Annotated in this window: 20 protein-coding genes and 1 tRNA gene; 17 read left to right on the top strand and 4 right to left on the bottom strand. The window is 54.6% G+C overall.

The window, feature by feature from the left end; translation table 11 throughout:
* Positions 1 to 34 precede the first annotated feature (34 nt).
* Both QNK41_RS12910 and QNK41_RS12905 read right to left on the bottom strand, forming a co-directional pair.
* The gene (locus tag QNK41_RS12910; RefSeq protein ID WP_319257547.1) at positions 35 to 718 is read right to left on the bottom strand and encodes a YggS family pyridoxal phosphate-dependent enzyme; all 684 of its coding nucleotides are present in this window, start codon (positions 716 to 718) and stop codon (positions 35 to 37) included.
* Positions 715 to 1,332: a Maf family protein gene (locus QNK41_RS12905; RefSeq protein ID WP_319257545.1), complete on the bottom strand. Its 618-nt coding sequence runs from the start codon at positions 1,330 to 1,332 to the stop codon at positions 715 to 717. Before QNK41_RS12905 ends, QNK41_RS12910 begins: the two co-directional genes overlap by 4 nt.
* A 22-nt stretch (positions 1,333 to 1,354) precedes the next feature.
* On the opposite strand from QNK41_RS12905, the gene QNK41_RS12900 reads away from it, so the two are divergent.
* From QNK41_RS12900 to QNK41_RS12890, 3 genes are all read left to right on the top strand, one after another.
* Positions 1,355 to 2,074, top strand: coding sequence for a potassium transporter (locus tag QNK41_RS12900; protein WP_319257543.1), 720 nt, complete (start codon positions 1,355 to 1,357; stop codon positions 2,072 to 2,074).
* Positions 2,075 to 2,156: 82 nt separating this feature from the next.
* Positions 2,157 to 2,244, top strand: a tRNA-Leu gene (locus QNK41_RS12895).
* An 84-nt stretch (positions 2,245 to 2,328) separates the two neighbouring features.
* Positions 2,329 to 3,405 carry a 3-deoxy-7-phosphoheptulonate synthase gene (locus tag QNK41_RS12890; protein WP_319257541.1) on the top strand — a complete coding sequence of 359 codons (1,077 nt, stop codon included), beginning with the start codon at positions 2,329 to 2,331 and terminating at the stop codon, positions 3,403 to 3,405.
* A gap of 6 nt (positions 3,406 to 3,411) precedes the next feature.
* Here the strand turns inward: QNK41_RS12890 and QNK41_RS12885 are convergent, their stop codons facing one another.
* Positions 3,412 to 4,932, bottom strand: coding sequence for a hypothetical protein (locus QNK41_RS12885; RefSeq protein WP_319257539.1), 1,521 nt, complete (start codon positions 4,930 to 4,932; stop codon positions 3,412 to 3,414).
* Positions 4,919 to 5,566 carry a hypothetical protein gene (locus QNK41_RS12880; RefSeq protein WP_319257538.1) on the bottom strand — a complete coding sequence of 216 codons (648 nt, stop codon included), beginning with the start codon at positions 5,564 to 5,566 and terminating at the stop codon, positions 4,919 to 4,921. The genes QNK41_RS12885 and QNK41_RS12880 overlap by 14 nt, the downstream gene beginning before the upstream one ends.
* A 150-nt stretch (positions 5,567 to 5,716) precedes the next feature.
* Here QNK41_RS12880 and QNK41_RS12875 point away from each other — a divergent pair, with 150 nt between their 5' ends.
* The 14 genes from QNK41_RS12875 to QNK41_RS12810 form a co-directional block, all read left to right on the top strand.
* The gene (locus tag QNK41_RS12875; protein ID WP_319257536.1) at positions 5,717 to 6,064 is read left to right on the top strand and encodes a PilZ domain-containing protein; all 348 of its coding nucleotides are present in this window, start codon (positions 5,717 to 5,719) and stop codon (positions 6,062 to 6,064) included.
* Between the two features lie 213 nt (positions 6,065 to 6,277).
* A complete protein-coding gene (locus tag QNK41_RS12870) occupies positions 6,278 to 6,715 on the top strand; it encodes a hypothetical protein (RefSeq protein WP_319257534.1) in 438 nt (145 codons plus the stop codon).
* A gap of 207 nt (positions 6,716 to 6,922) precedes the next feature.
* Positions 6,923 to 7,579 (top strand): OmpA family protein, encoded by a 657-nt coding sequence (locus QNK41_RS12865; protein WP_319257531.1) that lies wholly within the window; start codon positions 6,923 to 6,925, stop codon positions 7,577 to 7,579.
* Between the two features lie 328 nt (positions 7,580 to 7,907).
* Entirely contained in the window at positions 7,908 to 8,480 is a 573-nt protein-coding gene (locus QNK41_RS12860) for a sigma-70 family RNA polymerase sigma factor (RefSeq protein ID WP_319257529.1), read from the top strand.
* Positions 8,477 to 8,977, top strand: coding sequence for a zf-HC2 domain-containing protein (locus QNK41_RS12855; RefSeq protein ID WP_319257527.1), 501 nt, complete (start codon positions 8,477 to 8,479; stop codon positions 8,975 to 8,977). The genes QNK41_RS12860 and QNK41_RS12855 overlap by 4 nt, the downstream gene beginning before the upstream one ends.
* Complete coding sequence (locus tag QNK41_RS12850; protein WP_319257524.1) at positions 8,967 to 9,422, top strand: hypothetical protein; 456 nt, start codon at positions 8,967 to 8,969, stop codon at positions 9,420 to 9,422. Before QNK41_RS12855 ends, QNK41_RS12850 begins: the two co-directional genes overlap by 11 nt.
* Positions 9,423 to 9,559: 137 nt before the next feature.
* Positions 9,560 to 9,979, top strand: a complete 420-nt coding sequence (locus tag QNK41_RS12845; RefSeq protein WP_319257522.1) for a hypothetical protein — start codon at positions 9,560 to 9,562, stop codon at positions 9,977 to 9,979.
* Positions 9,980 to 10,299: 320 nt separating this feature from the next.
* On the top strand, positions 10,300 to 10,488 hold the full coding sequence (locus QNK41_RS12840; RefSeq protein WP_319257520.1) for a hypothetical protein: 189 nt from the start codon (positions 10,300 to 10,302) through the stop codon (positions 10,486 to 10,488).
* Between the two features lie 606 nt (positions 10,489 to 11,094).
* Complete coding sequence (locus tag QNK41_RS12835) at positions 11,095 to 14,676, top strand: exodeoxyribonuclease V subunit gamma (protein WP_319257518.1); 3,582 nt, start codon at positions 11,095 to 11,097, stop codon at positions 14,674 to 14,676.
* Positions 14,673 to 18,326, top strand: coding sequence for a UvrD-helicase domain-containing protein (locus QNK41_RS12830; RefSeq protein ID WP_319257515.1), 3,654 nt, complete (start codon positions 14,673 to 14,675; stop codon positions 18,324 to 18,326). Before QNK41_RS12835 ends, QNK41_RS12830 begins: the two co-directional genes overlap by 4 nt.
* Entirely contained in the window at positions 18,320 to 20,278 is a 1,959-nt protein-coding gene (gene recD / locus QNK41_RS12825; RefSeq protein WP_319257513.1) for an exodeoxyribonuclease V subunit alpha, read from the top strand. The genes QNK41_RS12830 and recD overlap by 7 nt, the downstream gene beginning before the upstream one ends.
* A 256-nt stretch (positions 20,279 to 20,534) precedes the next feature.
* Positions 20,535 to 20,861 carry a PilZ domain-containing protein gene (locus tag QNK41_RS12820; protein WP_319257510.1) on the top strand — a complete coding sequence of 109 codons (327 nt, stop codon included), beginning with the start codon at positions 20,535 to 20,537 and terminating at the stop codon, positions 20,859 to 20,861.
* A 105-nt stretch (positions 20,862 to 20,966) separates the two neighbouring features.
* Positions 20,967 to 21,251 carry an HU family DNA-binding protein gene (locus QNK41_RS12815; RefSeq protein WP_319257508.1) on the top strand — a complete coding sequence of 95 codons (285 nt, stop codon included), beginning with the start codon at positions 20,967 to 20,969 and terminating at the stop codon, positions 21,249 to 21,251.
* A gap of 171 nt (positions 21,252 to 21,422) precedes the next feature.
* Positions 21,423 to 21,857: cereblon family protein (locus QNK41_RS12810; protein ID WP_319257506.1), on the top strand; the 435-nt coding region annotated here is incomplete at its 3' end.

The following is a 21,857-nucleotide window of genomic DNA, read 5'->3' as shown; positions in this document are numbered from 1 at the left end:
CTGCACGGGCCGCAGCAGATATGCATCAGCAGCTTCACTGGCGGGCTCCAAAAATGGCGGTGCCGATGCGCACCAGGGTGGCTCCTTCTTGGATGGCCACCTCGAAATCACCGGTCATGCCCATGGACAATTCCTGCATACTCACAAGCGGGATGTTGTGCTCGACGATCCGGTCGCGCAGCCGAGCCAACTGTCGGAAAAATGGGCGGGCCTGCTCCGGTGAATCGAAAAAGGGCGGCATGGTCATCAGACCCTGTACCCGGACGTTTTCGAGACCGCTGATTTGCGTGATCAGTTCAACGGCGCCGGTCTCCGTGATGCCTGATTTGGTCTCCTCCCGGCTGATATTCACCTGGATGAGAATGTCCTGCACCTTGCCGTTTTTACGTGCTTCTTTGTCCAGCGCCTTGGCCAGCTTGAGCGATTCCACCGAATGGATCAGGTCAAACATGCGCACGGCGTATTTGGCTTTGTTGGACTGCAGGTGGCCGATGAAGTGCCATTGCACGGGCCTGTCATACAGGGAATTGAACTTGTCCCGGGCCTCCTGAATATAATTTTCACCCACAATCGCGGCACCGGCATCGATGGCTTCGGCCACCCGGTTGGCATCGACGGTCTTGCTTACCGCCACCATGCGGACGGTTTCGGGATTACGGCCACAACCGTTTGCCGCCTCGGCGATTCGTTTGTTGATCCGGTCCAGACGTTCCTTCACACCGCGAGTCCTTTCGGGTTTTCGGCATTCATCCTCACGACCCCCATCTTGATCAAGGTCTCGATCACCTCACACACGGGTAGTCCCACCACATTGGTGTAGGATCCGTGGATACGCCGGACGAGGAAGGTTCCCATCCCTTGGATGGCGTACGCGCCTGCCTTGTCAAAGGGTTCACCGGTCTGTATATACCAGTCGATTTCGTCCTTGGTCAAATTCTTGAATTGCACATCGGTTTTAATCGCATCGCTGAATCTGGTGTGTTTATTATTACAGATGCCTGCATATCCCGTATATACAACATGGGACTGGCCGCTCAACCGTTCCAGCATCTGCCTGGCTTCGCGCGGATCACCGGGTTTGCCGAGAATGGCGTGGCCGATGGTAACGATCGTATCCGCGCCGATCACCCAACTGTCCGGATATTGTCGAGCAACCGCGTCGGCTTTGGCTTCGGCCAGGGTTTTGACATAGTCCGCGGGGTTTGCTAACAAGACCGAATCTTCATCGAATGTGCTGGGAATCACCGCAAAGGTCAACCCGGCCTGTTTGAGCAGGTAGCGACGTCGGGGGGACTGGGATGCCAGAATGAGTTGGGGTGCTGTTGCCGTCATTCAACCGTTTTTAGCAAATGCCATGCACAATAACAAGGATCAAAGGGGCAACCCGACAAATCCAACCCGCTTCTGGATCCTCGGCGCCGGCCGATTCGGTCAGATCGCCGTGAAGCGGATCACCCGGCATATTCCCGAGGCGACAATTACCGTGGTGGATCAAAAACCGTCCACCATGGATGGAAAGGATATCTCCGCGGTCCGCGAAGACGGCATCCAATGGCTCAATCGCACGCTCGATCCGAATGCATCGGTGGACCTGATTATACCGGCCATTCCTGTTCATGTCGCGGCTGAGTGGTTGAAACTTAACCTCAAGCATTTATTTCATATTAATCCATTGTTAATTCAGGACTCCTGGCTAACTCGCCTGCCTCATGCCATGCGGGGAAAAACTGGCCAGGCGTTTGTCAGTCACGCCGATTTCATCTGCCCGGACAACTGCGCCGAGCCGGCAAAGATATGCACCCATACCGGTAAACCCAGGCCCATGGATCTTTTCCGTTTGTTGGGTAAATTTGACCTTGACGATGTCCGGCCCATCGTCATTCGCAGCCATCAGCTGCTGCCTGGCGTAGGTGGTATATACCCCGCAGACCTGATGGCCGCATTGGACACCGTATGCAATCACAACCATCGACCGATGATGATCGCTACGGCATGCCGCTGCCATGGTGTGGTGGATTTCATGCGCCTTAACAAGAAGGCGGTTCGGCCGGTTAACGTTGAGCCATGTTCTTGACATTTCGCGGGATACCCGTTAAAAGCTGCCCCACCAACCTGAATCATTCAATGCGCAGGTCCCGCACCAAAAGACAGCGATTGCCTGGGTGGCGGAATTGGTAGACGCAAGGGACTTAAAATCCCTCGGTCTTATAGGCCGTGCCGGTTCGATTCCGGCCCTAGGCACCAATTAAAACGATGGGTTAGCCAAAACTGGCCGACCCTTTGTTTTTTTTAAACGGATGGTATCCAGCTTAACCCTGAGAGCCTAAAATGAAAAAGACCTACGATTTAAATGTCCTCCAAAGAACCAGCATTATCACGCCGGATCAGCTTCGGGAAGAATTTCCGATGACTGACAAGGCAACCCGGACTGTTCTCGACAGCCGGCAGGAGATTAAAGATATCCTGGACGGCAAGGATGGCCGGCTGTTGATCATCGCCGGACCCTGTTCCATTATCAGCCAACGGCAAGCCTTAACATACGGTGAACTGCTGGCCGGATTGCAGGAGAAGGTCAAAAAGACCATCAAACTGGTCATGCGGGTCTATTTTGAAAAACCGAGGACCAATGTGGGATACAAGGGGCTCATTTCCGATCCGCATATCGATAAAAGAACGTTCGATATCGATGAAGGGTTGAGAAGGGCCAGGCGGATATTGATGGGACTGAATGAGATGGGCGTAGCCGCAGGAACGGAAATCCTGAGCCAAACGGCTGCTGAGCGCCTGTCCGGTCTGATCGCCTGGGCATGCATCGGCGCTAGAACCACCGAATCCCAAAACCACCGGGAATGGGCCAGCGCCTTTTCGATGCCGGTGGGCTTTAAAAATGGGACGGACGGAAATTTGAATACGGCCATCAATGCCCTGCTGGCGGCCTCCTCCGCTCAGGTTTTCGTCGGCAATGATCCCTACGGCGTGACGTCGAGGGTCTTTTCAAAAGGCAACCGATATTGCCACATCGTATTGCGGGGCGGTAAACGGCCCAACTACGACCCGGTCAGCATCAGCGAAGCATGCAGCATGTTATCCAAGCATCCCTCGCGTCTTCAATCCGTCATTGTGGATTGCTCTCATAAAAATAGCGGCAAGGATTACCGCAAGCAGGGAGAGGTCTTCAATCATGTGTTGATTCAGAGAATCGGGCATACCAATGGCATTCACATCAAGCCCAATACGGCCATTCGTGGAATGATGCTGGAGAGCAATGTGGAAGCAGGCAAGCAACCCTTTGTTTACGGGGAAACCCGAAGGGAAGACCTGAACCCGTATGTTTCCATAACGGATGCGTGTATTGGATGGGAGGAGACCGAAGCAATTATCCTTACCGCCCATCGACAATTATGAGCCCAATCATGGCCTGGGAGCAAACATCTTATCCAGGTAAAACGGATCGTCAAAATGGCGCACCCCCACAAAGGCCACGGCATGTCTGCCCCACTGGCGCATGGCTCCGGGAGATAGCACACCTGTCGGCCAGAGGACAAAGCGCTCCAACCGTTCACTTCCGGGAACCAGTCCATATCGGTCAAACATGCTCTTTTGTTTACCGTCAACGTGCGAAAGCCGTTTCAAGTCACCGTAATCGGCAAGTGTGTAGGCACCGGCACCGGATTGAGATTCCCGGGATACGGGATAAAGAGTCCTGACATAATGCGTTCGATGCTCCATGCCCACGACCATCCTTTCTGATGCGGGCTGCATCTCCGGCGCCTTTAAAATCAACGGCGCCTCTTTGTAATCCAGCGTCTCACGAACCCGCAGATGACTGGTGGGATAGGCCTTGTAATAGCATCCGCAGTTATGCATGGTTTCGTAAAGGATCGGTTCCCCATCTCCATCCAGCGTGACGCGATAATTGAGCCCGTCAAGCCGCCCGGCGTAGATGTCCAAGACACCGTCACTGGGGCGTGAGGGAAACCAGATGATGTAATTGAGCTGGGTAAGAATGGTTTTGTCGAATCGTGTGAAGGAGAGAAGGGTGTAGGTCTGGGGGTGGTCCGTATCGATATCGATGCGGCGGTTGCCATTCCATGCGGGCGACCCGATACGGTCCGCATTGCCTCGTGTTTGGATTTCCCATATCGGGGCATATGCCTGAAAGAGCGTATTGCGATCCTCAGCGGAGTAAGTGGGGATGCCCAGCGCATCACGTTCGACCTCCTGTAGGATGCGATGCGCAATACCGGTGTCGGGTTTAAGGGCGGGAACATAACGAATCGGTTGCCAGTCAGTCGGTGGCACTATGGAAAAGTGTTCACGCGCTTCAGCATGCCATTTTTTTACACCTCGCGATACGAACAGGCTCGTGATCGGGTAAATCCCCAGGACCTTTCGAAGGGGAATGTATTCATCGTCTACAGAAACAACCACGTGCCGCCGTCCTTTTTTCCCGGCGTTCAGCAGGTCAACGTTTTTCAGCAGATTCCCACATTCCACGACCTTGCGATACAATGCATCCCTGCCGTCCACCGTACCCAAGGCGGCAATATCCGTGCCCGACAGATTGGCGAGTTCGAATTGGCGGGCCGATTGATCCAGGGCCTGCATGTGATCGACCCAGGCAGCAAATGCATGGTTGTCTTCAACTTCGTCCCGAAAGGAAGCAATGAATCGGTCTGTTCTCAAATAGGGGTGCAGCTTCACCCGGGAATAACCGGAATCAACGGCATCAGCCGTTGCAGCCCGCCCGTCAAGCGATGCGAAAAAATCGGCACAGCTTCCCATGAGGCCGGTCTCGCCGACATGGACCGATCGGGTGGGTTCGGGCCACATGGCGCAACCGGCGTGCAGGAACGTCCACAGCATCAATATCAGGATCAATTCAAGGGATGCGAATGGACACACGTGGGCGGCAGTATCATTTTTTTGCATTTTTTTCTTCCTGGTACCGATTTTTCAATCGTATGGCGGTTGCCTGTTCCCACCTTGCCGTATAGGATAAAAAGTCCTGCATGCCGCCTCTCCACGGATTGTATACCCAAAACGTGGCTCCCCAAAAATCGAAATAAGCGACCTGGGTCACGCGGGTGGTTTTTCCCTCAGATTCGAGTTGGATATAACCATGATGGTATTTCTGTTTGCATGCTCCCGGGTTCAAGAGGCTGAACGCCAACCGAAAACGCTCCGGCAATAGGCGCGTCTGCCACCTGAAAAAGACGTCCGGACGGTAGGTGTATTGGGTTTCGGTAATGGCGATATTACCGTTTTGCCCGATAAAACGGTGATCAAGAATGAATTTGTTGGAAATTAGAAAAGAATTGTTGAAATCGGTCTTGAACTTCCAGTAGGTGGAAATTGGCACGTTGACACGGTAGACGAGTTGGTAACCCTGTCCGCCGATGCGTTCAGGCGCTATTCTTTCGATCAACACCCCACCGTTGCCCGGTCGTTCATGATCGGCCGATATTTCATCGGGTGAGGATATGGATACGTGGCCGGTCAGCAGGGCCGTTGCAATGATGGCTGCCACATAGATAGAACAATGCCCGGTCAGATTTTTCAGCATGGCACGCTTTCAGCTGATTCATTATACTAGCAATATCCCTGAAATCGGCGCTTTCGTCAAATGGTTGTGAAAAGAATGGCCATCGGGTAAAGTGGAATCGAGGTTGAAATTACCCCAACGTCACGTAAACCGATAATGTATGAGGCGATGATGGAAAATTCTTCAGAAAAACGAGATGGGAAGCGGATCGAACCACCGCCTGTGCCGGACATCCGGTTGCTCATTCAGGGTGCGGCGCGTGAACTGATCAATTTCAGCGACCACGGATTCGGCATCCTGATCGAGACCCCCACGGACTTTCACCTGGGTCAGCGGATTGATGATATCCGCCTGGAAATCGCGGGTAGCATCCACCGGCTCCGTGGCGCCGTTGCCCATATTACCCGCATGAAAACCGGGCATGTCCTCGGTATTCGCCTGGAACATCGTTCCATCGAGGAGTATCGGTTTGTCGCTGATCTGAAGAATCGGTGTAAAGGGCATACCGAGGGTCGGTAACCCTATAGAAGGACGGTTATGGCTGACCCAGCTCCTGTCGGGGGAGCTATTAAACGTATCGGGTGACTTATCGAAATGCCGCCGTTTAACTTCCTGCCTATCCCGTCCGGCCCACCCTCCTGACCGTCTGTCGGATCAGCCTTTTTCCAATGGAAGTGAACTTTTTCCAGCTGATGGTGTCTATCGCTTCAATCAACACAAAGGAGGCTGGAAATGAAAATGACGAAAAAGTTGTTTATAGCGGTAGCAGTGGTATTGAGTCTGGGTCTGACGTCCACCTCGGTCTGGGCAGGTTCCAAACAGCAGCATCGCTGGGAAGGCGTCGCCATCGGTGTCGGTGCCGCGATCGTTGGCAGCGCGCTGATCAACCACCACGCATACGGTTACCATAGTGGACCACCGGTGGCGTTTTCATTCAACTACCGGGAGTACCGCCGGCACCCTTCAAGGCATCACGGATACAGGAAGCCGCATCGTGGTGGCCAATATAACCAATGGCGCCCCTATAACCGCGGACACCAGTATAAAGGCAAACGCCATCATGGGGACGTGCATGGCAATCGCCATCCCGGCAAATGGCGATCCAGTGACCGGGGACATCACGGTGACCGCAGGAGCCATAACAGCGGTCGCGGTAGACGGAGATACTAGGATCCCAATTCTACACCATGCGTCATTCGGGCTGAGGATGGACAATCCGGGGCATCTGCAGGATGAATGCCCTGGATTGTCGGTAAAAAAACTTAGACATTCATGAGTTCTTGACTTACATTAGCGCCCGTTGGAGAAGCGTTTACGCTTGGTTTTGTTATGACGACGAATACAAATGTGTGATGAGACAGGGAGGAACCTGCAACAATGAAGAAATTGATCTTGATCGCTTTGATGGGAATGTTCGTGTTAAGTGGCTGTGCCGCACCCGAGACCAAAACCGGGAAAGGGGCCGCCTATGGTGCTGCCGGCGGTGCGGTGGCCGGCGCCGTGTTGGGCCAGGCGATTGGTCGCGATAGACAAGGGACGCTAATTGGTGCGGCTGCCGGCGCCGCTGTGGGTGCTGCCGCCGGCGCCGGCGTCGGCAAAATGATGGACAAGCAGGAAGCGGAAATGCGCGATGCCCTGGCGGCGTCCGATGCAGCAGCCGTTAGGCGGGAAGGGGAACTGCTGGCCATCACCCTGAAGGGGGACGTCAGCTTCGATTTGGATTCCGATGTCGTGCGATCCGGCCTGTATAATGAATTGGACCGAATCTCCCAGATCATGATCAAATATCCCCAGACCTCGATCCTTGTGGAGGGCCACACGGACGGCACCGGTTCAGAAACCTACAACCAGCAGCTATCCGTACGACGTGCCACCAGCGTGAAGAATCTCTTGGCAAGTCGTGGGGTACAGGATTATCGGATTAATACGATAGGATACGGAAAGAGCCGACCGGTGGCCACCAATGCCACGCCGGAAGGGCGCCAGATGAACCGCCGGGTGGAGATCCGCATCAATCCCAATACCCAGGGATAATACGGATAGTGAGGTGTTTATTTTTCCTTTTCAGCGGTATGATCGGTCATGGCAAAATGGGTTAAGGAAGGGCGGCATCTGGCCGCCCATTTGCTTATGCCGCATTATGTGAAAAAGCCTGCAAAATACGTTTGACCTGGTTGTCGATTAAATTTACTATTCAGCTTCTCTTGACGTCTGGATCATAACGGCCGGATCGTGCTGCATCGTCTGAGTCGCTCCAGTTGCCGATCCATGGAATGACGCCGGTTCCTGCCGCCGCCATAAAACCTAAAAAATATTGAACTTTTTTTCCTGACCGGTGTCTACAACTATACATAACAGAATTGTGCATGACCAAGAGCTGATCCTGCGGTTGCAACGAGGCGACGAATGGGCCTTTCAGTTGATGGTTCGCCGGTTTCGCAAAAAGATCTTTTCCATCGCTTTCGGAATTACGCTTGACGCCGAAGAGAGCCAGGACATCATGCAGGAGGTTTTTTTGCAGGTTTATCGAACCATCGGCGACTTCAGAGGGGATGCGTCGCTGGCCACCTGGCTGCACCGCATCACGGTCAACCGGTCCCTCAACTGGAAGCGGCGATGGGCCCGGCGATTCAAATGGCTGCACGTATCTACTGACAGCACCGATGGTCAGCCGGCAGTAGAGCCTGAAAGCGATCTGCCCTCACCGGAGATTCGGGTGGCCAATGCGCAAACCCGTCGACAGATCGACAACGCCTTGAAAATGCTTCCGGATCAAGCCAGAACCGTCTTTGTGCTCAGGGAAATAGAAGGCCTCTCTTACGAAGAGATCGCCGATGCCATCGGGATCAAACTGGGAACGGTGCGATCCCGGCTGTTCCATGCACGCAAGCGGCTTAAAGAGATCCTTCAGCCGTTGATGGAGGAGGAAGAATGACCCATCCCAATGCAGACGCCTGTGATGAAATCCGGCTGGACCGATATCTGGACGGAGACTTGGACGCAGGTGAAATGGCGCAGATGGCGGCCCATATTGCAGAGTGCCGGCAATGCCGCCGCCAGCTGGCCGCCCTCACGGCCTTTTCACAGAATCTTCGTGACCGGGTCCACGACGCAGCGAATTCAGTGGATTTTGTGGCCCTTGAAAAACAGGTGTTGAACAAAGCCCTTCGGCAATATCGTTCGCGGGGTGGTTTATCCAGGTTTATCGCTTCATTGAAATATACCATCCCTGCCACGGTAACGGCCGGTCTGTTGCTCTTTTTCGCCTATTCCAACTATGTGCTTAAACCGCCGCCCGTGCCCAGTGCAATTATAAACTCTTTTACAGGGTCGATGTCATCTGTTATGATTTTCGAAACTCCCGAAACGCGACAAACCATCCTCTGGTATACTGAAGAAACAGACGTGGAAAGTGAACCCAATGCGGTATAGATTTCGCTGTTTGCTGGCGCTTGTGGTATTGCCGCTCTCCTGGTTTGTTACTGCCGACGCCTTGTTGGCCCAAGAGAGCTGCCGGATCAGCGTGGACACCATCCTTGCCGCGCGGAATGACACCGTGGTTGATCCGCAACTGAAACAGCACATCGGTGAGTTACAATCCATGTTCAACTACACCTCCTACCGCCTGCTCAGCAGCGAAAGCCTCAACCTGAGCGTGGGCCAGTCCGGCATGGTATCTCTGCCCGGTGATCGCCGACTGAAGATCACGCCCCAAAGCATCCACGGCAGCAGGGCCGACATCGCTTTGCAGATGATGAAGCAAAAGCGGACCGTATTTGAAACCCAGGTCCAACTGCTCAACCGGGGGAGCCTGTTCGTCGGCGGACCCACATACCAGAACGGCAATCTCATCTTTAAAATTTCCAGCGCCTATTAAGGGCCCCGGCAAGATAAATGACGAGGTGTTGCATTTTTCATCGGCGGCCATGGGTCAGTAAAAAAAACTGATCCAGTTGAACTTTTTTGGATATGCGGTGTCTAATCGGATAACGACAACGCCAAAGGAGATTCACCATGAAAACGAAAATGCTGCTCGTCGGTCTTAGCATTGCCCTGTTCGGAAGTGCGCTGATTTCTTCATCCGCGCTGGCGGGAAGCAAACAGAGACATCGATGGGAAGGGGTTGCCATCGGCGTGGGGGCGGCGATCCTGGGTCATGCCATATACCAAACTCACAAAGCCGAACAACAGCCGCAGGTTGTCTATGTCGAGCCGGAGCGGACCTATCGGAACAACTACAGCCCCAGGCACCGTCATGGTCATTGGGAATGGCAGAAAGCCTGGGTTCCCCCAACTTACGAAAGGGTCTGGAATCCGGGGCACTATAATCGAAAAGGCCACTGGGTTTTGGGACATTGGATGGAGGTGGAAACCTCAGATGGTCACTGGACCCAACAACGGGTATGGGCCGCCAATCACCGCGCCCCCTATTGACAGGCCCGATAGTCCTGATGAAAAAGCGATCCCCCGAGGGGTGCGTATCCCGAGGGGGATCGCTTTTATCCGAAAGGGGTCCCATAGGGGAAATAGGAAAAATATGTCACAATGCAGCAACCTAATTTTCTCTATTTTATTGACTGACTGAAATCGTATCTCATTGAATACCTATTAAAAACGATTGATTATAATATCAATCAATCGTGGCATAACACGTGCTTTATTATGAATCAAAATCGAATATTGCCGATCGCGGAACCCGAATCCCCGGCATTGGAATGAAACTCAGAATCAGCACAGGATGGAGGCCTGGCAATATGAAACCTTTTGAAATTAATAAGAAAAATAAAAACTTGGAAGTGGTGGCCAAGATTGCCGACAGCATGGTTCAGGAATATGGGTGCCGCATCAAATACAACAAGAAAAGTGGTCAGGTCGATCTCATCGGCGAGGAATACTGCGAGGACATCGTGACGGAAGTGGTCACGGACATGATGGACGACTGATCTTCCGCCAGCGCCCCGGGCCGGAAAGAAGCCAATGGGCAGCAGTTTGGATGACGCTGCCCTGTCCGGTATGACCGGCCATCCAAGAAATCAAACCTGCCTCAACCGCTATTCCCCGCTAAATCACTGTCAGTGATCCTCCCGCGTAAATGAAAATTGCAAAAAACAGCCGGTCCTGATAGTTTGATTCAGTTTGGCCGATCGCATTCATTTATCACCGACAGGCCGATCCGGATGGATACCTAACGACTCGCTGTGCCTCTATTGCCATCCTAATTGTTCATAGTTAGTGTCGATCCACAAATGGCCAATTTGCCTGATATCTGCGTTATGCGAACGCTTTTATCCTCGGAATATCAACTATATGCATGCGGTAATAATTTTTCGCATGCCTTGATCTCAACCAAATTTTCCTATTTCTGGATGGACACTGGTTAAAATTAAAACGATGCTGTGTCCGCTTTTCTTTATGCACCGGCACTGGCCCCATGGGTCCAGAACCCATCGAAAAGACCGCATGCCGGTATGGTGGAATAGCGGCTGACACGATTCTTGTCATCGCTCGTTGCTTACGCGTGACACCTGAATTTTTGGACGATTCGACCCATGGGCGTTGACCTTTATTTCAGCAATCAGCTGATGCCGCTGGCACAAAAGCTTCACGAAAACCTCAGTCCGGAGGGCGTCGGTGCCAATATTCTGGACCCGCCGGTGGTCGTTGTTCCAAACATGAACCTCTCCAAGTGGATCAAACTCACCCTTGCCCGCAAAGCCGAAATTTTCATGAACGTTGAGTTTCAGTACCTGGAAACCGGGCTGTGGCAGATGATTCGCTCCCTGGACCCCCAGGCGGGCCCCGGACCCAAACTGCTGGACAAGGATAACCTGAAAATCATCCTGTTTTTCATACTCATGGCCCAGGACCGTGAAACACCGGATTTGATTCCCGTCAACCCCTATCTTCGATTGTGTGAGGGAAACGCGCGCAGCGATATTGAAATCCGCTGCTGGCAGCTCTCCGAGGAGCTGGCCCGACTGTTTCAGGAATATGAATACCACCGGTCGGATATGATCCAGCGATGGCTGACCGACAGCGAAACCACCGATCCCATGGAAATCTGCCAGCGCTGGATTTACCGGAAGATGTGTTCCCTGAAAGATCAACTGGGGCGGTCGACCGGCCAACCGCTTCTTTCCGTTGCCGACTATGCCAGGGAGATCCTTTTTCCAGCGGCCGCAGAAAAAAAACATGGCCGTCGCCTCTTTTCACGCGTCCATTTCTTCGGGCTGTCCCAGATATCGCCCTTGCATCTGCAACTCCTGTCCCGGCTTAAATCCTTTTTCAACATCAGTATATACAGCCTGAACCCATCCCGTGAATATTGGGAGGACATCAAGACACCCTTCGAGAAAAGATGGATCGAACGGAAGCAGGTCAGCGGCCTGAAACTTAGCCAGGACGAATGGTCGGCCGGCGACCTGTTTTCGGAAGTCGACCATGCCTTGCTGTCCGCCTGGGGAAAACCCGGCCGGGAGAGCATCCGCCTGCTTTGCCAGTTGACCGATTATGACTTTCATGCCGGTTTTTCAGAAATCCCACAGCCGGACGCCGTGCTTGCTGCCATCGGCCATGGGCTGCTGACTTTAGAAGGGCAGGGCGACAGGCCACCGCCGCTGGCGCAGGACACCTCGCTTCAGATCGTGGCCTGCCCGGGCGTACGACGGGAGGTGGAAACCGTATACAACAGTATCGTGCACAACCTGGAAACGGATCCGGATCTGTGTATGACCGATATCGCCGTGATGGTATCCGACATGTCACGATACAAACCCGTTGTGGATTCGGTGTTCAACCGGCAGCCGGCACGGATAGCCTATAACCTGGTGGATTCGAATGCCCGAACGGAAAGCGTTTTCGCCCAGGCGGTACTGGCCGTGATGGAATTGTCCCGTGGCACTTTTTCCAGAAAAGAGGTGTTCGCCCTGTTGCGTAACCCATGTGTCATGCAGCGGTGGCGCTACGGGCCGGAAGCGCTGAGTGTCTGGATCGGCTGGGCCGATGCGCTGGGTATCTTCCACGGTTATGAAAACAAGGCCACCCACGCCGGAATGACCCCTTCCGGCGGGCTTTTTTCCTGGCGGCAGGGGCTGGAGCGGATGCGGATATCCCGTATATTGACGTCACCGGCCGCCGCTGCCGGTGCACCCAGACCCCATTTCAACGGTATCGTGCCATTTAGCGATATCAACACGGGAGACGACCGGCTCCTGGAGAAATTCTGCGGGATAGTGGAATCGCTGCACCGGGCGGTGGGGTCTCTCAGGATGGAATCGGCCCCGGCGAAAAAGTGGCGGGAAACCTTTTTCAGCGTGGTGGACCGATTCATCGAGATCTCTGCGGAGATGCGCGGGGAGGAAACCGTTTTTCAATCCCTGGTGGGTGCCTTTGACCATTTCGTGCATTACGATGCCCTGAGTCAGTTTCAACCCGGCCGCCCGCTGACAGCCGATGCGCTGTGGTTATTTGTGCGGGCTCACCTGGAAGGGATCACCGGCGGGCAAGGTGACTATCTTACCGGCGGTGTGACCGTATCCGCCCTGATGCCCATGCGGCCCATTCCGTTTCGTGTGGTCTATGTGCTGGGGCTGGAAGAGGGTCGCTTCCCCGGACGTGTGCACGACACGCTGCTGGATTTACGGGGCAAAAAGCGCCGCATCGGCGACATTAGCCCTGCCGAACGCAATCGCTATCTGTTTCTGGAGATCCTCGTATCCGTGAGCTGCAAACTCTACCTGAGCTATGTGTCCCGGGACCTTCAAAAGGACCGCGACCTGGCGCCCTGTTCCGTGGTCCACCAGTTGCAGCGATACGTGGAGCAGCAAGTCTTGGGTGGACAATCCTTCCGTTTCAGCCAGATCCCCATCAAGGCTGACAGCCCGGCTTACCTTGCACCGGATGCAATCAACGACTGGTCAGACGTGATGGTCAACAGCAGTCAGGCGCAGCGGCTCAACTGCTATCGCCGCAGTGGACGGTGGCATGCATTTTTGGACCAGGCGACATCTTCAGATCTGAAGACCGTTGACCGATACCGCCCGGATTTAGCATTGCCGAACCCTTTAGCGGACCACGAACCCGCCGAAGCCGTCTCCATGACCATCGGCCTGCTGCGGCGCTTTCTGCTGGATCCGGTTGAAGTGGTCGGGCGATATCACCTGGGAGTCGGTGAACAGGCCGATCCAACAGCCGAACTGGCTGAGATGGCGGATGAGCCCCTATCGTCTCAATTTCCCATCGATTTTGAAATCCGTACCGCCCCGGTGCAAAACTGGTTGAGTGCCCAGTTGAATGGTTCATTCTGCCAGCTGTCGATAGATCGGCTGGAGACTGAATTCGACTCGGTCTATGCAGATCTGTCCCGCAAAAGCCTGCTTCCGGCCGGCGCTTTTGCCGTGCATGACAAATCCAGATTAAAACAGCAGGTACTGGCCGTCGGAGCGAACCTGTATCCTTTCGTCGAACAGATGCGAACGGCCCGCCGGCTCTTTTCCGCCGTTATGGTGGGGGCGGTCATGGACGATGTCGTCGAGACCGGCGGGATTCAACTCAGTTTTAATCCGGTTGCGATCGATCGACCGGGTTTGGATGTTCACCGTTTTCCGGAAACCGTCCACCTCAACGGCGGCATGCCATGGGTCTGGCAGACAACCGATGAAGCCTGGCACTGCCTGGTGGTCACCGGTTCCAATCGACGATCCAGGCTCCCGGACAAATATGTGATCAGCCCCTTGCTGACCCTCATGGCCATCGCCACCGGCGGCGAACCCTATCCGTGGTCCGACGTCAACCGAATGGCCGTGCATGTCATCTACCGGGAGCATGTGCTGAATCTCGATTACGTGTTGGATCCGAAGCGATCCGCAGGCTATCTGGCCGGGTTGGTGGGAGACTTCTTTTCGCCGTCGCCGTTGGAATGGCTGCCTTTCGAGACGCTTTTTGCCAACGCCGGCCTGCGGGCATTCATCGGTCAGGATGGGGTCAACGATGCCGACCGGAAGGCCTTTTTCGAATTACTGACTGAAACCATGCATGCGGAGGCAGACGTGCGGAGTGAACTCGCCGGGGCAGAGATTACACCGGGCATCCTGGACCTTGCCAGGCGGCGATTCAGGGTGTTTTTGCCATGATCGTTTCATCACCCACCGCTTTTCATCCCATCGGCGACATCGACGCGATGGATCTTTCCCGCCATGCCCTGGTGGAGGCCTCTGCCGGCACGGGAAAGACGTATACCATCGAGAACCTGGTGATTCGCCTGCTCAAGGAAGAGCCGGATCTGAATCTGGAGAACATCCTGCTGGTGACCTTTACCGAAAAAGCCACCAGTGAACTGAGGCTGCGCATCCGCCAGAAAATTGAACAGACCCTGGACGGCGATCAGCCTTTGAACGATGCCGTCCGGAAAAAGCTGGCACAGACCCTGGATGGGTTCGACAATGCCGCCATCTATACCATTCATGGCTTTTGTCACACCCTGCTGAAGGAATTTCCCTTTGAAACCGGAAACCTGTTCCAGCAGGAAGTGATCGACGACGGCCCGCTGCTGGAGAAACTGCTCCGGGGTCAGATGCGTTCAGACTGGCCGCGCCGATACGGCCGGCGTCTGGAAGTGCTGCTGGCTCTGGCAAACTTTTCAGCCAATACGGATGGATTCATACAAACTGCCGTCAATTTGGTCCATCGGCTTTCCGATGATCCGGACCGTGAGATACTGGTTCCTGATCCTGCCGAGTTGAATGTTGACGACCTTTGGCAGACGGCCCAGCAGACGATTCTCGCGCTCAAATCGATGGTGGGGCCGCCGCCACGATTCTCGGACGGGTATGGTCGACTCAACATTCACGCGCGGACCAAAGCATCGGTCATCCGGGATATGATTGAACCCATTGAACGGGCCCTGGAACGGGTGGATGCCGATGCCTGCCCGCTATCCGAAATCATGGCGGTTGTCGCAACCCTCGGTGCGCGCCATTCGTCCGGTGAACGGAACATCGACCGTCTGGTTCCTCAGAAATGGCTGAAGGTCGGGGAAAACCTGCATGAATGCCCCGACCTGGCGACGATCACGCAGCGATTCGAAGAGCTGGTCCATTTGTTTTCACACCTTTCCCATGTGCTGATGCTGACCTCGGTAGGCCAGTTGCGGGCGGATGCCCGGGCCATGAAGGTTCGAAACGGGTGGCTCAGCTACCAGGATATGCTTACCCGTGTGGCCGACTTCCTGACGGGGGAGGGGGCCGACGAAGGAATCCGTAAAATCCGCAACCGATATCGGGTGGCCTTCGTGGATGAATTTCAGGACACCGATGATGTGCAGTGGCAGATTTTCAGCACCCTTTTCCTTCAATGCCACGATGATCCGGCGACCCACCGGCTTTTTCTGATCGGTGACCCCAAGCAAGCCATTTATGCCTTTCGTGGGGCCGATGTGTTCACCTATCTGGGTGCCCGGCAGCGGATGAAAACCCTGGCCGGACGTGGGCTGGCCAACCTGTATGACCTGAGGGTGAACTGGCGCAGTGCACCGCAGCTGGTGGAGCGCTTCAACCGACTTTTTTCCCACGACGCCTGGTTCGGTACCCGGGAAGAAACAAACCCCTTCGAGATCGGTTACCTGCCGTCAGCGTCGCCGGAACCCGATCAACGGCCTGCTGCACTCAGCTGCGATCGGTCACAACGACCGCCGTTCAATGTCATGGACTTAACCGCGGCGACAAGCCATGCGGCAGCCAAAACGCTGCTGGCTCATTTTGTTTGCCGGGAAATTGGCTACCTGGTGGGGCAGGGGGGAATCCGTATCCCCGATCGGGATGGTCCGGATCGGGCCCTTCATTTCAACGATATCGCCATTCTGGTGAGAAGCCAGTCAGAGTTTACACTTATCGAACCCCTGCTGAAGGAATCGTCCATCCCTTACGCCTACTATCGCAAGCCTGGCCTGTTTCAATGCCGGGAAGCCCACTGGTTGAGCATGGCGCTTCGTGCGGTCTGCAACCCACAGCTGGCCGCCTCCGTCAGACTGGCGTTGCTGACACCTTTTTTCGACATTGCTCCGGCTGATTTGGAATCACGGCGGGAACTGCCAGCCGACCATGCCAGCCAACAGCTGCTGGCGCGCTGGCATGTCCACGCCCAAAGACGACGCTGGGGGCTGCTGTTTCAGTCGCTGGTGGAAGATTCAGGCCTGAACCTCCGTCACTGCATGGATCCGGGATGGGACCGCACCGAAACCAATTTTCAGCAGCTCTTCGATTATCTGGAGGCAGCGGCCTACACGAGGAACCTGGATATGGGGGGGGTGGTTGCCTTACTGGACAGCCTGCGCCTTTCCGATATGGGTGCTGGATCCGACGACGACATTCACCAGATCGAGGACGAGGGAGACAAGGTCCAGATCCTGACCATGCATGTAAGCAAGGGGTTGGAATTCCCAGTGGTTTTCATCGCCGGTGGCCTGACCGTCCGTAGTGACGGCGGTATTCAGGTGTATCACACGGCGGATCCAGCGCATCCCGAACAAGCCTGCCGGAAGGTGATCGACCTGACGGCAAATACCGGAAAAGCCCAGGCGGAAAAAGAAAACGAAGATGAAAATAAAAGGTTGTATTATGTAGCGCTTACCCGTTCACGCTTCAAGCTTTACGTTCCTTATTATCCCGACAGCAGAAACTACAGCTGGCGTGGGCCCATCTGCCGGTTTGTCTCCCATAGCATCGGACAGATGTTTCCGAATGCCGGGGATACAGCGGCGACCGGCAGTGGTTGGCATAAAGCTGCCTTCCATGCGGCCGGCGCATCTGGCACCATCCCCGCCCGCGACGACAGCGGGGAGAAGCCCGTGCGGATGGCGGCCGGACACCTGCTGCCGGCGCAAACTGATTTCCGGCGTCGAAAAATATCCCTGGAATCCTTTTCCAGCATCGGCCACCGGATGGTTCAATCACGCGACACCGTTGGCCGAGTAGCCGCTTTTCGCCTGGTCGACGCGGTTCGGCGGGAAGATGATGAACCCCTTGCTGTCCTACCCCCCGAATCCATGGATCCGGATCTGTCTGACGGGCTCCCCGGCGGTACCCGAATGGGGTCCATGTTTCACCACATTTTCGAGCATATCGATTTTCGGTCAGTGATGGACGGTCCGGTTGACCTCCTGGCTGATGATGGTGCACGCCTTGTGATTGAATCGGCGCTCGCATTTTTCAGGATCGAGCCGCGATGGGCACCAACGGTTGCCCGGATGGTTGCCGCGACCTTGAGAATGCCAATCGGTGACAATGGCCCGGCGCTGTTCCTGGGCCGGCTGGCTCCGGACCAGCGGCGGCATGAAATGGAATTTTATTTTCCCCTGGTGGAACCATTACCGAAACGGTTACGGGTGTTCGGTTGCAGCTTATCCGGTAACCTCTGCGGGGAAATGGTGATCCGTGGATTCATTGACTTGGTGTTTTTGTGGCAGGGTCGTTACTACATCGCTGATTGGAAATCCAACCGGCTGGAAGATGGATATGGTCAATCCGCCATGGCCGAGGAGATCACACGGGCCGGTTATGAACTCCAGTACCAGTTATACACCATTGCCACTTTGAGATGGCTCAAGCGATACATGGGGGACCGCTTTGACCCGCATCATCATTTCGGTGGCGCATTTTACCTTTTTATCCGGGGCATCGGGAGCGGCGGGCAGAACGGTGTTTTTCACGTCGCCCCGGAACAACTGCTGCCCCTGGAAGCCCTTGAGCAAGCTATCCAGAAAAAGATTGCGGACCTTCAATGGTAGACCATCAAAAGGAAACCCTACGCGACAGGCTCAGGCGCTTCGGAATCGATGCAGGGCCCACGGATACGAACGGCTTGCCGGTCCTGTTCGCCGATCTGGGACTCTCGGACCTGGACCTGATGACCATTCGGGATCTGTTGCAGGTTGGCCCGGAACCTGTGGATAACGGTTTAATCTGCATGCTGGGATTGATGTTTTCGGCCCTTGGTGAAGGCAGTCTGTGTCTGGTCCTGGACACGGATCATCTGAAGGAATCCGTGCCGCAATCAGCCGATCCGGCTGTGTGGAAACTGATCACCGGGTTTATGGGCCGCCTCGATGAGGGACGCTACGACAAGTTGATCGACCGGGCTGGCGGCGGTGATTTCAAACCGATGGTGCTGGACGGGACGACCGGCCGCCGGCGGCTATATTTTCAGAAGTTTCATTATCACGAAAGGCGCCTTAAGCAGCGATTAAACTCATTTTTAGCGCTGCACGAAGACCACAAACCGCCCGACGAAGCCATACAGACCGTAATTGATGAATTGTATGGCGAAGAGGCGGTGATTCGCAAGGGTGCCGACAGAAAGCCGATCATCCGGGATCCGTTTCAGGTCGATGCCATCCGGGCGGCACTGGCCGCCCCACTGCTGGTCGTTTCCGGTGGGCCGGGAACCGGGAAGACGTCATTGCTGATGAATATCCTCCGGGCGCTGGTTCGAACCGGGACCGATCCCTCACGGATCATGCTGGCCGCCCCCACGGGTCGCGCCGCCCAGCGGATGAGCGAAGCGTTGATGTCTAATCTGGCCAGCATCGCTGACCCTGATAGCGCTGACCTGAAACTGGGACGTCTGCGCGCCTCCACCTTGCACAAACTCCTGGTTTACCGCAGCCGTACCGGCGGTTTCTTATTCGGCGAGCGGCGTTTCATCCCGGCCGACGTGATTGCGGTGGATGAGGTGTCCATGGTTGATGTGGTGATGATGGATCGGCTCTTTCAGGCCATCGAACCGGGTCGAACACGGGTGATTCTGATCGGCGACAAGGATCAACTGCCCTCGGTAGAGGCAGGATCGGTGCTGGCAGATATGAGTCCGGCAGCCGGCAGCGTATTCGCAAAGCATTTTGTGGAACTGCGCAATGTCTATCGCTCGGCCGGGCAACTGCTCGAACTGGCGCAGGCCATCAATGGCGGCCATCCGGTTTCCCTGAAACCAGTGGGTTTTGACCGGGCCTTAGCCCTAAAAGACCGGCGGTGGGCCTTTGTAACCGCCGGAGATGGGGAGGCCATGAACCGGCATTTAGATCGGTGGGTCATGCACCAGTATGTTCGGCCAAAAAAAGAAAATGCGCTTTGTTACGTGGATCTTGTGCGGCAATTGATTCGACGGACGGACGCGCCGGATTCCATGGACGGTGAGGAACGAACGGATCTGCTCAACAGGCTTTTCACATTCGCATACCGATGTCGAATATTGACTGTGCTGCGCCATGGCCGCACCGGCGCGCGGTGGGTCAACGGCCGCATTGCCGCCGGCCTGAGGCAGATCCTCGATCCAGACGGCAACCCGGACCCTCGTCTGTTCAACGGCGCATTGATCATGATTACCCGCAACGATTACACCCGGGACCTTTTCAACGGGGATGTGGGGCTGGTGGCGCGTCAGTCTGATGGCATGTATCGGGTCTATTTCAAACGTACGGGCGGGATTGTGGCTTTTCCCGCATCCGGACTGACCGATTGGGATCTGGCGTTTGCCATGACCGTTCACAAAAGCCAGGGGTCTGAATATGACGACACCCTGCTGGTTCTGCCCGACGATTCAACGCATCGGTTGCTGACTCGGGAAATCGTCTATACGGCTGTAACACGCGCCTCCCGACGTCTGATTGTTTACGGGACGGTTGCGGCGTTTCAAACGGCCCTGAAACGAAAAATACAGCGGCAGTCCGGGTTGATGGGGTAACCGGCAGGATAAATGGAGGCGGGTGGTGATTTTTTTTGCCGTTATCGCTATGGTGAAAAAGATCGCCGGAAAAGGGCCCCGATTTATGAAAAATTTTACCCATTCGCTGTGATAGGATGGTATGGCAATCAGCAGCTTACTGAAAAGAATAAATATTAACCCATTGAAAAACATATGAATTCGGTGTTTTATTCAAAACTGGCCCATGATTTGCTGAGAAAGTTGAAGATTGAACGCGATTAAGGAAAGGCAGCGCATGGGAATCCAAGGATGGTTTGTGCATTTGTGCAGATTGTGGGGTTTGACACCGGATTCGGCAATGCTCCATGACCGATCAGACATCCGCAACCAATGTCTGATTGCTTCAGAATTTGGTTATTTCGGAAATGTGGATTCAGCACTGATAAGAAATCTGAATGGCTCCGGAGCTTTTGTTGAAACCCGAAAACGATTTAGTATCGGCGAAGTGGTGCGGCTGAAATTTCCGCTGCACTATCTCGATCCACCGGTAGAGCTAACCGGCGTAATCGCATGGACGGGTTCGGACGGCGTTGGGGTAAAGTTCAACCCAGATGAGAGTTAGGCAAAACCCCTCCAACAAAAAAGGCAATTGAAGAACACGCCCGTTGACAAGTCGTGGATAAACTTTTACGATGCTGATATAATTCATGATACCAAGGGGGTGAATATGAACAAAGGGGATCTGATCGAAGCACTGAAAAGAAAAAACGGCTTTACTCGAGAGAAAGCCGAGCGGGTGATTGATCTTTTTTTCGGGGAAATGACCAACGCGTTATCTAATGGCGACCGCGTTGAAATCAGAGGGTTTGGGAGCATCTTTGTGAAACAGTATGGGTCCTATGAGGGGCGAAATCCAAAGACGGGGGAATCGGTAACCGTCAAATCCAAACGACTGCCTTTTTTCCGGTGTGGAAAAGAACTAAAGAAACGGGTGGATAATTTAAGCAACTGATTGACTGCGTTCAACAAACCCCTTCTCGTTCTCGTTTGGCTGCCAAGGCAATCTGTCCTTGGAAAAAAAACCGACGGACCTGCCTTTCGCCGCCTGTTCAAGGTCGGGAGTGTCTATCCTCGATTTCCATATGTCACAATCTGCCCACCCGACTTCAGACCGAAGACAATCATGAATACACCGCTTGTAAAAGCAGGAAGCATCCACCATCTTCGGCAATCGCCAAACCGGGTCCCTCACCTTTTTCGACCGGGCCCCAAACCGGAAAACGTGGGGAATGATCCCCAATCAGCCCCTCAAGACAAAACATCGACGGCCTCCGAGGATGGTATTGTCTGTCGCCAATGCCTCCACGGGATTACTTCGATCGCAGAGCGCAAGCTTATCAACGGCGCACACGCGCATACGTTTGCCAATCCGGAAGGCATCGTTTTTGAAATTGTCTGTTACCGGGACGCCTGGGGATGCGGTTATGTCGGACCCAGCTCGTCCCAATTCACCTGGTTTGCCGGCTACGTGTGGCGCATTGCCGTATGCGCCAATTGCCATGTTCACCTTGGATGGCGCTTCTCGACAGCTGCGGGCCATTTTTTTCACGGGTTGATC

Origin of the sequence: Desulfosarcina sp., assembly GCF_033791525.1 — a bacterium.
Lineage (GTDB): Bacteria > Desulfobacterota > Desulfobacteria > Desulfobacterales > Desulfosarcinaceae > Desulfosarcina.
The sequence above is the reverse complement of the archived record's forward strand: the minus strand, read 5'-3'. Positions and strand labels throughout refer to the sequence as shown.

Coding starts and splice junctions, on each gene's coding strand:
- QNK41_RS12905 (WP_319257545.1), bottom strand. CDS start 1,332: ATGACGGCAACAGCACCCCAACTCATTCTGGCATCCCAGTCCCCCCGA.
- QNK41_RS12900 (WP_319257543.1), top strand. CDS start 1,355: ATGCACAATAACAAGGATCAAAGGGGCAACCCGACAAATCCAACCCGC.
- QNK41_RS12890 (WP_319257541.1), top strand. CDS start 2,329: ATGAAAAAGACCTACGATTTAAATGTCCTCCAAAGAACCAGCATTATC.
- QNK41_RS12885 (WP_319257539.1), bottom strand. CDS start 4,932: ATGCAAAAAAATGATACTGCCGCCCACGTGTGTCCATTCGCATCCCTT.
- QNK41_RS12880 (WP_319257538.1), bottom strand. CDS start 5,566: ATGCTGAAAAATCTGACCGGGCATTGTTCTATCTATGTGGCAGCCATC.
- QNK41_RS12875 (WP_319257536.1), top strand. CDS start 5,717: ATGGAAAATTCTTCAGAAAAACGAGATGGGAAGCGGATCGAACCACCG.
- QNK41_RS12870 (WP_319257534.1), top strand. CDS start 6,278: ATGAAAATGACGAAAAAGTTGTTTATAGCGGTAGCAGTGGTATTGAGT.
- QNK41_RS12865 (WP_319257531.1), top strand. CDS start 6,923: ATGAAGAAATTGATCTTGATCGCTTTGATGGGAATGTTCGTGTTAAGT.
- QNK41_RS12855 (WP_319257527.1), top strand. CDS start 8,477: ATGACCCATCCCAATGCAGACGCCTGTGATGAAATCCGGCTGGACCGA.
- QNK41_RS12850 (WP_319257524.1), top strand. CDS start 8,967: ATGCGGTATAGATTTCGCTGTTTGCTGGCGCTTGTGGTATTGCCGCTC.
- QNK41_RS12845 (WP_319257522.1), top strand. CDS start 9,560: ATGAAAACGAAAATGCTGCTCGTCGGTCTTAGCATTGCCCTGTTCGGA.
- QNK41_RS12840 (WP_319257520.1), top strand. CDS start 10,300: ATGAAACCTTTTGAAATTAATAAGAAAAATAAAAACTTGGAAGTGGTG.
- QNK41_RS12835 (WP_319257518.1), top strand. CDS start 11,095: ATGGGCGTTGACCTTTATTTCAGCAATCAGCTGATGCCGCTGGCACAA.
- QNK41_RS12830 (WP_319257515.1), top strand. CDS start 14,673: ATGATCGTTTCATCACCCACCGCTTTTCATCCCATCGGCGACATCGAC.
- recD (WP_319257513.1), top strand. CDS start 18,320: ATGGTAGACCATCAAAAGGAAACCCTACGCGACAGGCTCAGGCGCTTC.
- QNK41_RS12820 (WP_319257510.1), top strand. CDS start 20,535: ATGGGAATCCAAGGATGGTTTGTGCATTTGTGCAGATTGTGGGGTTTG.
- QNK41_RS12815 (WP_319257508.1), top strand. CDS start 20,967: ATGAACAAAGGGGATCTGATCGAAGCACTGAAAAGAAAAAACGGCTTT.